The sequence below is a fragment of the Neobacillus sp. OS1-2 genome (assembly GCF_030915505.1).
Taxonomy (GTDB): domain Bacteria; phylum Bacillota; class Bacilli; order Bacillales; family Cytobacillaceae; genus Neobacillus.
The window spans coordinates 1,998,534-2,013,574 of record NZ_CP133265.1 but is presented as its reverse complement, the minus strand read 5'-3'; the positions used below and the strand labels follow the sequence as shown (position 1 = coordinate 2,013,574).

The 15,041-nt window shown below is 42.5% G+C and carries 13 protein-coding genes and 1 rRNA gene; all 14 read right to left on the bottom strand.

The window, feature by feature from the left end; translation table 11 throughout:
* Positions 1-267: 267 nt before the first annotated feature.
* A 16S ribosomal RNA gene (locus RCG19_RS09845) occupies positions 268-1,817 on the bottom strand.
* A gap of 408 nt (positions 1,818-2,225) precedes the next feature.
* Positions 2,226-3,710, bottom strand: a complete 1,485-nt coding sequence (gene lysS / locus RCG19_RS09840) for a lysine--tRNA ligase (RefSeq protein WP_166243918.1) — start codon at positions 3,708-3,710, stop codon at positions 2,226-2,228.
* Positions 3,711-4,054: 344 nt separating this feature from the next.
* Positions 4,055-5,056 carry a tRNA dihydrouridine synthase DusB gene (dusB, locus tag RCG19_RS09835; protein WP_308110679.1) on the bottom strand — a complete coding sequence of 334 codons (1,002 nt, stop codon included), beginning with the start codon at positions 5,054-5,056 and terminating at the stop codon, positions 4,055-4,057.
* Between the two features lie 107 nt (positions 5,057-5,163).
* Positions 5,164-5,370: a helix-turn-helix domain-containing protein gene (locus RCG19_RS09830; RefSeq protein WP_166243914.1), complete on the bottom strand. Its 207-nt coding sequence runs from the start codon at positions 5,368-5,370 to the stop codon at positions 5,164-5,166.
* The gene (folK, locus tag RCG19_RS09825; protein WP_308110678.1) at positions 5,322-5,849 is read right to left on the bottom strand and encodes a 2-amino-4-hydroxy-6-hydroxymethyldihydropteridine diphosphokinase; all 528 of its coding nucleotides are present in this window, start codon (positions 5,847-5,849) and stop codon (positions 5,322-5,324) included. The genes RCG19_RS09830 and folK overlap by 49 nt, the downstream gene beginning before the upstream one ends.
* A 2-nt stretch (positions 5,850-5,851) precedes the next feature.
* Positions 5,852-6,211, bottom strand: a complete 360-nt coding sequence (gene folB / locus RCG19_RS09820) for a dihydroneopterin aldolase (protein WP_308110676.1) — start codon at positions 6,209-6,211, stop codon at positions 5,852-5,854.
* The gene (gene folP / locus RCG19_RS09815; protein ID WP_308110675.1) at positions 6,204-7,046 is read right to left on the bottom strand and encodes a dihydropteroate synthase; all 843 of its coding nucleotides are present in this window, start codon (positions 7,044-7,046) and stop codon (positions 6,204-6,206) included. The genes folB and folP overlap by 8 nt, the downstream gene beginning before the upstream one ends.
* A gap of 106 nt (positions 7,047-7,152) precedes the next feature.
* A complete protein-coding gene (cysK, locus tag RCG19_RS09810; protein ID WP_308110674.1) occupies positions 7,153-8,082 on the bottom strand; it encodes a cysteine synthase A in 930 nt (309 codons plus the stop codon).
* 141 nt (positions 8,083-8,223) lie between these two features.
* The gene (locus tag RCG19_RS09805) at positions 8,224-9,114 is read right to left on the bottom strand and encodes a peptidyl-prolyl cis-trans isomerase (RefSeq protein ID WP_308110673.1); all 891 of its coding nucleotides are present in this window, start codon (positions 9,112-9,114) and stop codon (positions 8,224-8,226) included.
* Positions 9,115-9,136: 22 nt separating this feature from the next.
* A complete protein-coding gene (gene hslO, locus RCG19_RS09800) occupies positions 9,137-10,015 on the bottom strand; it encodes an Hsp33 family molecular chaperone HslO (RefSeq protein WP_308110672.1) in 879 nt (292 codons plus the stop codon).
* 69 nt (positions 10,016-10,084) lie between these two features.
* Positions 10,085-10,852, bottom strand: a complete 768-nt coding sequence (locus RCG19_RS09795; RefSeq protein ID WP_166243900.1) for a type III pantothenate kinase — start codon at positions 10,850-10,852, stop codon at positions 10,085-10,087.
* A gap of 110 nt (positions 10,853-10,962) precedes the next feature.
* Positions 10,963-12,924 (bottom strand): ATP-dependent zinc metalloprotease FtsH, encoded by a 1,962-nt coding sequence (gene ftsH / locus RCG19_RS09790; protein WP_166243898.1) that lies wholly within the window; start codon positions 12,922-12,924, stop codon positions 10,963-10,965.
* 129 nt (positions 12,925-13,053) lie between these two features.
* Positions 13,054-13,602, bottom strand: coding sequence for a hypoxanthine phosphoribosyltransferase (gene hpt / locus RCG19_RS09785; RefSeq protein ID WP_166243896.1), 549 nt, complete (start codon positions 13,600-13,602; stop codon positions 13,054-13,056).
* Between the two features lie 33 nt (positions 13,603-13,635).
* Positions 13,636-15,018 (bottom strand): tRNA lysidine(34) synthetase TilS, encoded by a 1,383-nt coding sequence (tilS, locus tag RCG19_RS09780; protein WP_308110671.1) that lies wholly within the window; start codon positions 15,016-15,018, stop codon positions 13,636-13,638.
* Between the last annotated feature and the right edge of the window lie 23 nt (positions 15,019-15,041).

Here is a 15,041-nt window from a genome sequence, read left to right as displayed (position 1 = left end):
GCTTCCTTCGCTCCGCTCCTCATGTATATCATACACTCCGGTGCTCACTCAGTCGCTTCCTCGATCTGCTCGCTTCTATTCCCCCTCTAATTTTCATTAGAGAGAAAACTAAAATGGCGATTACTCGATGTTTACTTTGCTTCTTCTTACGATTATCTAGTTTTCAAAGAACGATTAAAAAAGCTTTGAGAGAATTGCACTCTCAAAACTAAACAAACAAGAAACGTCAACCTTATGATCAGTCCGAGAGGACTGAATTATCCTTAGAAAGGAGGTGATCCAGCCGCACCTTCCGATACGGCTACCTTGTTACGACTTCACCCCAATCATCTGTCCCACCTTAGGCAGCTGGCTCCTTACGGTTACCCCACCGACTTCGGGTGTTACAAACTCTCGTGGTGTGACGGGCGGTGTGTACAAGGCCCGGGAACGTATTCACCGCGGCATGCTGATCCGCGATTACTAGCGATTCCGGCTTCATGTAGGCGAGTTGCAGCCTACAATCCGAACTGAGAATGGTTTTATGGGATTGGCTAAACCTCGCGGTCTTGCAGCCCTTTGTACCATCCATTGTAGCACGTGTGTAGCCCAGGTCATAAGGGGCATGATGATTTGACGTCATCCCCACCTTCCTCCGGTTTGTCACCGGCAGTCACCTTAGAGTGCCCAACTGAATGCTGGCAACTAAGATCAAGGGTTGCGCTCGTTGCGGGACTTAACCCAACATCTCACGACACGAGCTGACGACAACCATGCACCACCTGTCACTCTGTCCCCCGAAGGGGAACGTCCTATCTCTAGGAGTGTCAGAGGATGTCAAGACCTGGTAAGGTTCTTCGCGTTGCTTCGAATTAAACCACATGCTCCACCGCTTGTGCGGGCCCCCGTCAATTCCTTTGAGTTTCAGCCTTGCGGCCGTACTCCCCAGGCGGAGTGCTTAATGCGTTAGCTGCAGCACTAAGGGGCGGAAACCCCCTAACACTTAGCACTCATCGTTTACGGCGTGGACTACCAGGGTATCTAATCCTGTTTGCTCCCCACGCTTTCGCGCCTCAGCGTCAGTTACAGACCAGAAAGCCGCCTTCGCCACTGGTGTTCCTCCACATCTCTACGCATTTCACCGCTACACGTGGAATTCCGCTTTCCTCTTCTGCACTCAAGTCCCTCAGTTTCCAATGACCCTCCACGGTTGAGCCGTGGGCTTTCACATCAGACTTAAAGAACCGCCTGCGCGCGCTTTACGCCCAATAATTCCGGACAACGCTTGCCACCTACGTATTACCGCGGCTGCTGGCACGTAGTTAGCCGTGGCTTTCTGGTTAGGTACCGTCAAGGTACCGGCAGTTACTCCGGTACTTGTTCTTCCCTAACAACAGAGCTTTACGACCCGAAGGCCTTCATCGCTCACGCGGCGTTGCTCCATCAGACTTTCGTCCATTGTGGAAGATTCCCTACTGCTGCCTCCCGTAGGAGTCTGGGCCGTGTCTCAGTCCCAGTGTGGCCGATCACCCTCTCAGGTCGGCTACGCATCGTCGCCTTGGTGAGCCGTTACCTCACCAACTAGCTAATGCGCCGCGGGCCCATCTGTAAGTGACAGCCGAAACCGTCTTTCAGCATTCCCTCATGAGAGGGAATGGATTATCCGGTATTAGCACCGGTTTCCCGGTGTTATCCCAGTCTTACAGGCAGGTTGCCCACGTGTTACTCACCCGTCCGCCGCTCACCCTAGGGAGCAAGCTCCCAAAGATTCGCTCGACTTGCATGTATTAGGCACGCCGCCAGCGTTCGTCCTGAGCCAGGATCAAACTCTCCAAGAAAGTTGATTAGCTCATTTGTTACGTTGGCTTAGTTTCATCTATATTGAAACTAAAAAATATTGTTTGTTGACGTTTTTGTTTGTTTAGTTTTCAAAGAACAATTACTCAATCGCTCAAAAGCGACTTAATCATCTTACCAAGTTATTAACTTAAAGTCAACAACTTTTTTAATTTCTTTTTTCTTTAAGTTACTGTCTCGCAGCAACAGATATTAATATACCACCAATAATGATAGTGTGCAATAGCTTTTTATGCTTTTTTTACGGATTAGGCAAAGTAAAAATATTCTAACTCCTCCATGATAGTCATAATAAAAAAGCGCCGGAAGTACCGGCACCTTTTAATAGTATCAGAATTTATATTTGGCTTTTAGAATTTCTAACTCCAAGGCCCTTGCGCTTTTCTCAATTAACGATGACGCATTAATGGGAATAACAACACGTCCCGAATGGATGGTGAATTAGTTAGCAGCATAACTAGACGGTCAATGCCGATTCCTAACCCGCCTGTTGGTGGCATACCGTATTCTAATGCTTCAACGAAGTCCTCATCCATCATATGGGCTTCATCATTTCCTTGCTCGCGTTCTTTCAGCTGTGCTTCAAAACGCTCTCTTTGATCAATTGGATCATTTAGCTCTGTAAAAGCATTTGCATGCTCACGTGCAACAATAAATAACTCAAAACGATCGGTGAAACGTGGATCCTCCGCATTTTTCTTAGCAAGTGGTGAAATTTCTACTGGATGCCCATAAATAAAGGTCGGTTGAATAAGTTTTTCCTCTACCTTTTGTTCAAAGAACTCATTAACAATATGGCCATAAAGCATATGATCATTTATTTCTACCCCATGTTCTTTTGCAAGCATGCGGGCTTCTTCAATATTCATCTCTTTCCAGAAGTCAACACCGGTATATTCCTTAATAGCATCAACCATATGGAGTCTTTTCCATTCCGGTTTAAGGTCTACTTCATACTCACCATATTGAATGGTTGTGGTTCCCACTACTTCTTCCGCGATGTGGGCAACTAAGTTTTCAGTAAGGCTCATGATATCACGATAATCTGCATATGCTTCGTATAGTTCAATCATTGTAAACTCAGGATTATGACGAGTAGATACGCCCTCATTCCTAAATACACGGCCAATTTCATATACCTTTTCAAGACCACCCACAATCAATCGTTTCAAATGGAGCTCGATAGCGATCCGCATAAATAATGGCATATCCAACGCATTATGATGTGTAATAAATGGACGTGCTGATGCACCCCCAGCAATGGAATGCATCATTGGCGTTTCCACTTCTAAATAACCGTGATTATCTAAGTAACGGCGCATCGATTGAATAATGCGGCTTCTAGCTATAAAGGTTTCCTTACTCTCCTGACTCATGATTAAATCTAAATAACGTTGACGGTAGCGCTGTTCAACATCCTTTAAGCCGTGAAATTTATCGGGCAACGGGCGAAGAGCTTTTGTTAGAAATACAAAGTTTGCTACTTTTATCGAGAACTCACCCGTTTTTGTTTTAAATAATGTTCCCTCAATCCCAACAATGTCACCTAGATCTGCAGAATTAAAAATATTATATTGCTCATCCCCTATGGCATCTTTTCTCACGTAGACTTGAATTTGTCCTGATAAGTCTTGGATATGGGCAAAACCAGCTTTTCCTTTTCCACGCTTGGTCATAATGCGGCCCGCAATTGAGACAGCAATATTTTTTTCCTCTAATTCTTCATTTTCCAATTCACCATACTGTTCGAATAATTCCTTTGAAGAATGAGTGCGATTGAATCTTGTACCAAAAGGATCTAATCCATTTTCACGCATGCTGTTCATTTTTTCACGCCTGACCAACAATTGATCATTTAATTCTTCCTGACTCATGACTAATTCAACTCCATTGCTCTCGTTTTATTGTCCAGCTCCAGCGCCCTAGCGGCTAATGTCCTTCGCTCTCCGCCCTACGATAAGTCAACATCGGTTCACTACGTTTACCGTGTTTCCTTTATCTCAGTTGGAGTGCTCAAGGCCATACGCCGCTGAACAGGGCACTTCCGCTTTTCTTATGTAAATACTCACCGATTTTTTTTACATACTTTATTATTTTACACAAACTTGACAGTTCAGACATCAAAAAAGTATTTATATAGAATAAAAACTGCCAGTTATTCTACTGGCAGCACTTAGTAACAACGTAATTATAGAAAATGAACCTGGGAAAGTCAAACTCAGCCAACAATTGCTTCGTTTTGTTCCATTTCCTCAGCCTCTACTGCCAATCCAGTTAACAATGTAACGAGATCTTCTCTCGTCTGACATTCATTAATCGCATTTCGGACCCGTCCATTGCCGCGAACACCTTTTAAATACCATGCCGCATGCTTACGCATCTCACGGACGGCGATGTACTCACTTTTCAAAGCAATCAAACGATCAAGATGAAGGATACAGACATCCATTTTTTCGCGAACAGACGGCTCTGCCATTAACTTCCCGGTTTCTAAATATTGCACCGTACGGTATATCATCCACGGGTTCCCTAAAGCAGCTCTGCCAATCATAACTCCATCAACACCTGTTTCATCCAGCATTCTTTTCGCATCCTGCGGTGTCTGTACATCCCCGTTACCAATCAAAGGAATGGTAATGGACTGCTTCACTTCACGAATAATATCCCAATTAGCCTTTCCTTCATACATTTGCACACGGGTACGGCCATGTAGAGCAACTGCTTTTCCGCCCGCACGTTCAACAGCCTGGGCATTTTTTATAGCAAAAATATGGTCTTCATCCCAGCCCATCCGCATTTTGACCGTTACAGGCTTTTCAACCTCCGCAACAACCGCAGAGACCATTTCGTAGATTTTATTTGGATCTAGCAGCCATTTGGCTCCGGCATCACATTTGGTGATTTTCGGTACCGGGCAGCCCATATTGATATCAATGATATCGGCATTGGTATTTTGATCGACAAATTTAGCTGCTTCCACCAATGTTTCTTTTTCACCGCCAAAAATTTGCAAACTTAACGGTTTTTCCTGTTCATCGATATAGAGCATATTCATTGTTTTTTCATTTTTTAGAACAATACCTTTATCACTGACCATTTCAGCACAAACTAGACCTGCGCCAAACTCTTTTACCGTAAGGCGAAATGCAGAGTTACAGACTCCTGCCATCGGTGCCAGGACAACTGGATTCTTTATTTCGATATTACCAATTTTCAACATCCAACTATCTTCCTCCTAATCCAGCACCCGGGTAATCCATCGGGACCTGCACTTTTTAGTGTCCACTCTAGGCCATTCACCGCTGACCTGGGCACTTGCACGTTTCTTTATTCTTTTGGCTTTAAATCTTCTATACTTATTCTCAAGGAGTGAGCGATTCTCTCAAGTAAATCGCCTGCCGGCAGACGATTCCCTCTTTCAATCTCTCCCAAAATTGATACCGATACACCTAATTCCCTCGAAAAGCCTTCCTGTGTATAACCCTTTAGCTTTCGATAGGCTCGAATACGTCTTCCCCATTTTTCCGCTTCCATATTCGGACTCCTTCTTTATCATGTAGTTCATTCAACACTATGTTAAGAGGTTTATCCACCCCTGGGATACTCTGATCGGGGTTTATTTCTGCTAGCGGTACCATGACAAACGACCGCTCTACCATTCTTGGATGTGGAACGGTAAGCTTCTCCGTTTCAATATTCTCTTGGTTAAAGGTAAGAATGTCAAGGTCAATTGTCCTTGGACCCCACCTTAATTCCCTCTTTCTTCCAAGCTCCAATTCTGTCTTAAGGCAAAATTCTAGCAACTCCAGGGCACTTAAGTCCGTCATAATCTCGATTACCATATTTAAAAATAAATCCTGATCTTCATAACCGACAGGATCTGTTTCGTAAACAGAGGAATAATTTGCTAGTTTAATTTCAGAATGACTTGTTAAACAGTTAATCGCACTCGTTATATTATCATAACGGTTTCCGATATTTGAACCAAGGGCAATAAATGCTCTATTTTCCACTTTTATCTACTCCTTGTAATTTCTACCGCCACAGACTGGTAATGACCTGGAATTGGCGGATCCGGCTTTATCACCTTAACAGTAACATCGTATATAAGGGAAAATCGCTTTAAAAGAGTTGCAGCCATATTCTCAGCAACAGCCTCCACTAATTTATAGGGCTTGCCCTCCATAATCTCTTTGCAAACTTCATATAGTTCACCGTAATTAATAGAGTATTCGAGTTCATCCGTTTCTCCAGCCTTTTTCAAATCAACAGAAACGGCTAAATCAACAGCAAATCTTTGGCCTAGTTTAGTTTCCTCCGGGAAAACACCATGATAGCCATAAAACTCCATCCGATTAACATAGATTTTATCCAATCCTGACACCCTTTCCCATCATCGCATCCATCATTTTCGCCATTCGGCTGATTTCCTTCACATCATGAACCCTGATAAGCTGACATCCCTTTTGAATACCATAGCATACCGTTGCACCTGTACCTTCCAGTCTTTCGTGGACAGGGAGATCTAACGCTTCGCCAATCATTCTTTTCCGGGATGTTGCTAAAAGTACAGGATAGCCAAGCATGACGAGCTTATCTAAGTTTTGCATCATCAACAGGTTTTCTTGATAGTCCTTTGCAAAGCCAATCCCAGGATCAAGGATAATTTTCTCATCCTTCACACCTGCATTTTTCACCATTGTGATGCTTTCATAAAGGTCATTGATTACATCTCGCATGAAAACCTGATAATTTCGGTCACGTCGGTTATGCATTAAGATAATTGGCACATTATATTCGGCCGCCACTTTTCCCATTTGCTCGTCTGCCTTTGCACCCCATACATCATTGATGATATGGGCACCTGCCTCAATAGCCTGCTTTGCCACCTCTGCTTTATACGTATCAATCGATATAGGAATCTGCACATGTTCAGAAATGGCTTTTATCACGGGGATTACCCGTTCCAGCTCTTCCTCCAAAGAAACTGCCGCAAAGCCCGGGCGTGTGGATTCACCACCAACATCAATGATATCCGCTCCATTCACTTCCATTTCCTTCGCGTGTTCAATGGCACGTTCGATTCCATTAAATTTACCTCCGTCCGAAAAGGAATCCGGGGTGGCATTTAATATTCCCATAACCATGGTTTTTTTCGAATAGTCCAAGGTATATGGGCCGCACTGAATTTGTTCTTGAGCTGTTATCATTCCATATCTCCCTACACTCATTTTTTCACTTCTTTTATCATACAGGAAAAATGGAATGGTTTACAAAAAAATAAGGCATCGGCTTTCGCCAACACCCCTATGTTTCTTATTCAACATCATATTGGTATAGTGCAGTACTTAGATACCGTTCACCGTTATCTGGAATAATCGCGAGCACCTTTTTACCTTTTCCTAACTCACTCGCCACCTTTAAGGCTGCGGAAATGGCTGCTCCTGAAGAAATCCCGCCAAGAATACCCTCTTCCCTTGCCGCACGGCGAGATGCCTCAAATGCCTCTTCTGTCGTAATTTGAATCACTTCATCATAAATACTTGTATCTAATGTACCCGGAATAAATCCTGCACCAAGTCCTTGCAGCTTATGTGGACCAGGTTTGCCGCCTGAAAGGATCGCTGAATCCTTTGGCTCTACTGCATAAATCTTCACTTCCGGGAACTTTTCACGTAAGAGGCTACCAGCACCGGAAATGGTACCGCCAGTTCCAATCCCTGAAACAAATGCATCAAGGCTATCCATTTGCTCCGCAATTTCCCTGCCTGTCGTTCTCCTATGAACCTCTGGATTGGCCTCGTTTTCAAATTGCTGCGGCAAATAATATCCATGCTCTTTCACAAGCTCTTCTGCCTTTGCAATTGCACCTTTCATCCCCTCAGGACCTGGTGTTAGCACAAGCTCTGCTCCATATGCTTTAAGCAGGTTTCTTCTTTCCAAACTCATCGTCTCAGGCATAACAAAGACTGCTTTATACCCCTTCGCTGCGGCAATCATCGCGAGTCCAATTCCTGTATTACCACTTGTCGGCTCAATAATCGTATCGACACCTGGCTTAATAAGTCCCTTTTCCTCCGCTGCTTCAATCATCGCTAAGGCAATCCGATCCTTTACGCTGCTGCCAGGATTAAAATATTCAAGCTTTAAATAGACATCTGCACTATTTTGATCAACTAATCTGTTTAACTTCACAATCGGTGTTTGGCCGACTAATTCGGAAACTGAATTTGCTACACGAACCATAATGGCACCCCTATTCCGAGTATTTTTATTGGATATATAGAATTTACCAGTTTCATACTGGTTTTGTCAACCGTTTTACACAGGGTTTTTCAAAATTTTTCGTAAATTAAAACACAGGTATGATCCTGTGTTTTAATTTGACTATTTATCACTGCCATAAAACCATTCCACCTTTGCCTCATCCCAAAAGGGTGCTGCAGTAGCCGGCGATTTCATCTGCTCTAGGGCAATTTGCCTGCGAATTTGTTCTTTCACATCATTATACGTATATTTTTTCCCCTTCAATTTTCCTTCAAGCCTTACAAGTGCATACCCTTCCTTAACCTTCAGCGGTTTACTGTACGCACCTTTCTTTAGCTTTTTAGCCGTTTCTATATAGGAACGCGGATACCGCTCATCATCACCGCTAATATAGCCGATATCGCCGCCTTCATTTGCGGAAAACTCCTCAATGGACCGTTCCATTGCTAATGCGGAAAAGCTTGATCCATTTGCCAGTTCTTTTGCGGCCTTTACAGCTTCCTTCTTTGTTTTCACGATTATATGTGATAAATGATAGGCATCCGGAACATTAAAGAGGGTTTTATTTTTATCATAATAGCCTTTTAATTCTTTCTCCGAAACTTTTACGTCCTTTGTTAACAGTTCTTCTAATAGGAGCGTGTTTCGAATTTGTTCTTTCCACTTCTTCTCATTTTGAATGTTTTTAGACCCAAAAGAATTATTAGTGGACTGCAGCATGCTAAATTCCCGCTCAACATCTTGATCAGATACTTTTATTTTGTAAGTCGCCGCCATTTCCACCACGACCTTATGATCAATCATTTCCTTTAAAACGTCTTTTCCATATCTCGCTTCCAGTTCATTCAGCCATTCTTGTCTTGAAATAGTTTTTTTCCCCACGGTTGCCACTGTCTCATCATTACTTGCCGCACCGCCGACCTCATTTGCCCTGGTGAGGAAAAAGGCCACCGTTAAGCAATTAAGCATAATGAGGCCTGCAATAACCATCCAAAGCTGCTTCTTTCCCAAGCTTTTCCCCTCACGATAACAGTTATTTCGCTTCTTTTTTAAGTTCCTCTAGTTCTTCCTTAGTAAATAGATATTTTTCATTGCAAAAATGGCAGTGGGCCTCAGCCTGTCCATCTTCTTCAATCATAGCGGTAATTTCAGCTGCACCTAGCCCTACAATGGCATTTGCAAAACGCTCTTTAGAGCAATTGCATTGGAAACTTACCTCCATTGTTTCTAACACCTTTACTTGTTCTTTTCCAAATAATTCTTCTAAAATCTGCTCAGGTGTCAAACCTCGTTCAATTAAAACAGAAATCGGCTCAATTGTTTTTAACCGTTCTTCGAGTTTTTCAATAATGGACTCTGGCGTCCCTGGCATTAATTGAAAAATAAACCCGCCTGCAGCCAAAATGGAGTCATCCGGGTTAACCAAAACACCAACTCCAACCGAAGAAGGTACCTGCTCAGATGTTGCGAAATAATAGGTAAAGTCCTCACCTAATTCACCAGATACAAGTGGAACCTGGCCGGAAAAAAAGTCACGCAACCCGATGTCCTTCACAACTGCAAGCATCCCGTCTGTACCGACCGCACGGCGGACATCAAGCTTGCCATTCTCTGTCGATTCAAAGTCAACCTCAGGATTGGTCACATACCCTCGAACCTCACCTTTGGCATTACTATCAACCACAATGGGACCAATCGGGCCTCCTCCATTAATTTTTATCGTCAGTTTATCTTCACCTTTAAGCATCGCGCCCATCATGAGCCCTGCGGTCATCGTGCGGCCAAGCGCTGCCGATGCAGTCCGCCATGTTTGATGACGGCGCTGTGCCTCACTAACCGTCTCAGTCGTGCGAACGGCATATGCGCGTACATTTCCATCATAGGCAAGTGCCTTAACTAAATAATCCTTCATTGTCAAACTCCCTTCTTGCTGTTTCAAATCGTCTAGCTGCAGCGCCTAGAGGCCGCTTTTCTAATTATCTTATCCCATATTTCGCTTATAGATAAGCTGCAGACCTTTTAATGTTAAATATGGATCAACTACATCGATTACGGTTGATTCCTTGGCAATTAATGGGGCAAGGCCGCCTGTCGCAATCACGGTTGGTTTCTTCCCGCTTTGCTCCGTCATCCGTTTGACAATGCCCTCCACTTGTCCCACATATCCGTAGACAATTCCCGCTTGCATCGCAGCAACGGTATTTTTACCGATGACCCCTTCTGGGCGGGCAATTTCTATTCGCGGTAATTTCGCCGCCCGTGAATAAAGTGCCTCTGTGGAGATCCCAACCCCCGGAGCAATTGCCCCCCCCATATATTGGCGTTCCTCATTCACATAACAATAAGTAGTTGCTGTTCCAAAATCAACAATAATCAGAGGACTTCCGTACTCATGGATGGCCGCAACAGCATTAACAATTCGGTCAGCCCCCACTTCTCTGGGATTTTCATATTTAATATTGAGTCCTGTTTTTATCCCTGGTCCAACAACAAGCGGCTTAAGATGAAAGTATTTTTGACACATTCTCTCCAAAGCAAACATGATGGGCGGAACAACTGAGGAAATGATAATTCCATCAATATCTGAAAAGGACAATCCTGAATGATCAAATAATGCTTTGATATTCATCCCAAATTCATCTTCTGTACGATTCCGATTTGTTTCAATCCGCCAATGATACTTAAGTTCGTCCTCCTGATAAACACCTAAGACAACATTTGTATTCCCTACATCAAATACGAAAATCAAATCTATCACTCGCTTTATCAATTTTTCTTTTTTTACTTCCCAACATCATACCATAAATAGTATTTGTGTAAAAAAGAAAAGAGCGCTTCATAGGAAGCGCCCTAGTTAAATTATTTGTAATCAATCTCATCCGAAGGTTTATCTAAAAAGGATTCTTCCTTTTTCTCGCCTTCATCCTTCTTGGTATTGATGTTTACCTTCACATCATCTGATTTTTTCGGTCCGATCTTCACAGCATCTAAGTGAACCGCTGGATCCGGCATATGACCATGCTCAACCAAATATTTGATTTGTTCCGCAACGAGCGTTTCAACCTCAAGAAGTGTAGTCGCAATTAAATTTAACTTATCGCGATTTTCAGTAAGGATTTTTCTAGCTCTCTCGTAACATTCTTTAATAATGGTTTGAATTTCCAAGTCGATTTCATAGGCAATAGCATCAGAGTAATTTTGCTCATTATGAAGGTCACGGCCTAAGAAAACTTGACCGCCTTGCGGTTGACCGAACTGTAACGGGCCAAGCTTATCACTCATTCCGTATTCTGTTACCATTTTACGAGCAATGCCTGTAGCACGTTGGAAGTCGTTATGTGCACCCGTACTTACTTCGCCAAATACGATTTCCTCGGCAACACGGCCGCCTAACAAGCCAACAATTTTATCAAGCAATTCCGGCTTTGTCATAAAATAACGGTCTTCCCTAGGAAGCATGACCGCATAACCACCAGCTTGACCACGTGGAACGATGGTAACTTTATGAACCATATCAGCTTCATCAAGTACTAAGCCAATCACCGTATGGCCACCCTCGTGGAAAGCAACAATTCTGCGTTCCTTCTCGGAAATAACTCTGCTCTTCTTGGCAGGACCGGCAATAACACGGTCTGTTGCTTCATCAATATCTTCCATATCGATTTTCTTCTTACTGCTTCTCGCCGCTACCAGCGCCGCTTCATTCAATAAGTTTTCTAAATCTGCACCGGAAAAACCAGGTGTACGCATTGCTATGTTTTTCAAGTTTACTGACTCATCTAAAGGTTTATTGCGTGCATGAACTTTTAGTACAGCTTCACGTCCAACTACATCTGGGCGGTCAACGGTAATTTGACGATCAAAACGTCCCGGACGTAATAATGCAGGATCAAGAATATCAGCACGGTTTGTTGCCGCAATGATAATAATTCCCTCATTTGCACCGAAGCCATCCATTTCAACGAGCAATTGATTCAAGGTTTGCTCACGCTCATCGTGTCCACCGCCTAAACCGGCACCACGCTGGCGTCCAACCGCATCAATTTCATCGATAAAAATGATACATGGAGCATTTTTCTTAGCATTTTCAAATAAGTCACGAACACGGGAGGCACCGACCCCGACAAACATTTCAACAAAATCTGAACCACTAATGGAGAAGAACGGTACGCCTGCTTCACCGGCAGTTGCTCGCGCTAACAATGTTTTACCAGTCCCTGGAGGTCCTACAAGCAAAACACCTTTGGGAATACGGGCCCCAAGTTCAGCAAATTTACGCGGATCTTTTAAAAACTCAACAACCTCAACTAATTCTGCCTTTTCCTCATCAGCACCCGCTACATCTCTAAAACGAACCTTTTTCTTATCATCGTTATAAAGCTTCGCCTTCGATTTACCAAAGTTCATGACACGGCTGCCGCCGCCTTGAGCTTGGTTTAATAAGAAGAAAAATAAGATAAAGATGATCACAAACGGAATGATCGAAGTAAAGAAGGTTACCCAGCCACTAGTTTCTTTTGCTGGCATTACCTCCACTTTTGTATCTGCTGCCTTATCAATACGATCAAGAATCTTTTCGCTGTTTGGAACATAGGTGATGAACTTTTTATCCTTTGCTTCTAGCTCACCGCGAACCTCAAAGACTCCTCGTTCAGGCTGCATTGAAAACTTTTTGACCTCACCTTTTTCTAATTGGGTCACAAACGTATCATATGAAATATGATCTGTAGGCTCATTGCTTCCATTAAAGAAACTAACCACGCCAATAATGACTAAAAATATCAATAAATAAAAGATGGTATTACGGAAAATCCGATTCATCTCTTACCTCCTCCCGCGGGTAAAAACTATAATAAATAGTATCATAGAAAAACTTACTAATTCAAGGAATAGCTCTCATTAGCAAGGGGTAAAAAACCAAAATGAAGGCCTTCTCAGGCAGGAATATAATTATAGATTATTGCTATAAACTTCCGGTTTTAGCACACCAATATATGGAAGGTTGCGATATTTTTCAATATAATCCAACCCATAACCGACAACAAACTCATCTGGAACAATAAATCCTACATAATCTGCTTTGATCGCACTTTTTCTGCCGGTTGGCTTATCAAGTAAAGTGACGATCTTAATTGATTTTGCTTTACGATAACGGAATAAATCCACTAAGTAACTAAGGGTTAAACCACTATCAATAATGTCTTCAATTATTAATATGTCCCTTCCTTCAACAGAAGTATCTAAATCCTTTAAAATTTTCACTTCTCCAGAAGAAACTAAACCTGTTCCATAGCTAGAAACATCCATAAAGTCCATTTCAAGATAACAATCCATCCGTTTTAATAAATCAGCCATAAAAGGCATTGCTCCTTTTAAAACCCCAATAGCAAGCGGAAAGCGATCTTTATACTCTTCTGTTAACCCTGCCGCTAACACCTTTATTTTCTCTTGAATTTCCTCTTCTGAAACTAACACCTTTTCAATATCCTGATTCATCATAAATTGTGCCTCCTAGAAGATCATTACTAATTACTAATGATATGTGAGTTGTATATATTGTTTTGCTGCGTAATCTATACCTTCTATCGAAGATTTTTTTAAATTTGGAAGCCAAATAATAAAACCTTCTTTATCCGTAACCACAGGCCAACTATCTCGATCCTGTACCCGAACCTTTTGATCAATAAAAATAGTCTTTAACTTTTTCGTCCCTTGTATTCCCTTTACTGTCATTCGATCGCCTTTTTCCCTCGTACGGATAAAAATGGGCCACTTAATAAGATCTGCATTAAAAAGGGCTATATTCTCCTTTGCAGCTGGTATTTCCCCTTCTATATAGTCTATTCTAATACTTCGACCATTTGGCAGTTTAATCATCCCAGGCTCATTTAGCTCATAAGCATATGGTTCTGCTGTCACTTGCTGAAATTGGAAAGATAACTGTAAATAGGAGCGAATGACCTTCATTCCATTTGGTAAATCCAGTTTTACTGATGGTTCATGATGGTGCATTAAGAAAAATACTTGATCGATATGTATAGCAGAAAGAGAAGCAGGCTTTTCTTTGTAAAGATAGTTTAATATTAGTTGAATCCCTCTCCTTTGTAAAGGTAAAGGCATTTCAAGAAACCCTTGTATGTCAATAGTAATATGGTCCTCTTCCTTTTTTGCCAGAACTGTATTCAGCCGTTTGACCGTTAATTCCTGTAAAAACGCTTCATCACTCTGCAGTTCTTCACTGAATCGTTGAAATTGCTCATGGGCATGACTGTTTTCCCCTTTTAAAAAAGGCAGAACTTGTTTACGAAAGCGATTCCTACTATAAACGCCTTTCTCATTACTCGGGTCTATCCTTGGTGTCAGCTGGTGTTGTTTACAATAATCTTGGAGCTCAACCTTTGTTACACATAAGAAAGGGCGGAAAATAGTACCATGATGAAAGGGTCGGGAAAACGGAATTCCGGCTCTTGCCTTCCCAGTGCTGCCTCTCGTTAGCCGCATAAGTATGGTCTCCATCTGATCATCACCATGGTGACCCAACGCTAAATAGGGGTATTCATATTTTTCCATCATTTTAAAGTAAAAATCATATCTTACTTCTCTTGCTGCAATTTGCGAACTCTTTCCCGTTGCCTTCATGATTTTTGTCACATCAATTCGCGCCATTTCAAAAGGAACCCCATGCAGTTCACAAAAGCTTTTTACAAACATGGCATCTTGGTAGGATTCCTCTCCACGAAACATATGGTCTACATGGGCGACAACAATAGACAGGTTTCCTTTTTCCTTTTCCTTCAATAAGTAATGAAGCAGTGCTAAAGAATCAGGCCCCCCTGAGACACCTACAATGACCTTTTTGTTTTCAAGTTTGAACGAGTGGCGGTTAAGGAAGGCCTCAACCTTTGATTCCAACATATGATCGCACTCTTTCTAATTTT

Bases quoted from the DNA above. Each gene is read 5' to 3' on its own strand.
- lysS (WP_166243918.1), bottom strand. From the start codon at position 3,710: ATGAGTCAGGAAGAATTAAATGATCAATTGTTGGTCAGGCGTGAAAAA.
- folP (WP_308110675.1), bottom strand. From the start codon at position 7,046: ATGATAACAGCTCAAGAACAAATTCAGTGCGGCCCATATACCTTGGAC.
- RCG19_RS09830 (WP_166243914.1), bottom strand. From the start codon at position 5,370: ATGGAAGCGGAAAAATGGGGAAGACGTATTCGAGCCTATCGAAAGCTA.
- cysK (WP_308110674.1), bottom strand. From the start codon at position 8,082: ATGGTTCGTGTAGCAAATTCAGTTTCCGAATTAGTCGGCCAAACACCG.
- dusB (WP_308110679.1), bottom strand. From the start codon at position 5,056: ATGTTGAAAATTGGTAATATCGAAATAAAGAATCCAGTTGTCCTGGCA.
- hpt (WP_166243896.1), bottom strand. From the start codon at position 13,602: ATGATGAATCAGGATATTGAAAAGGTGTTAGTTTCAGAAGAGGAAATT.
- tilS (WP_308110671.1), bottom strand. From the start codon at position 15,018: ATGTTGGAATCAAAGGTTGAGGCCTTCCTTAACCGCCACTCGTTCAAA.
- hslO (WP_308110672.1), bottom strand. From the start codon at position 10,015: ATGAAGGATTATTTAGTTAAGGCACTTGCCTATGATGGAAATGTACGC.
- ftsH (WP_166243898.1), bottom strand. From the start codon at position 12,924: ATGAATCGGATTTTCCGTAATACCATCTTTTATTTATTGATATTTTTA.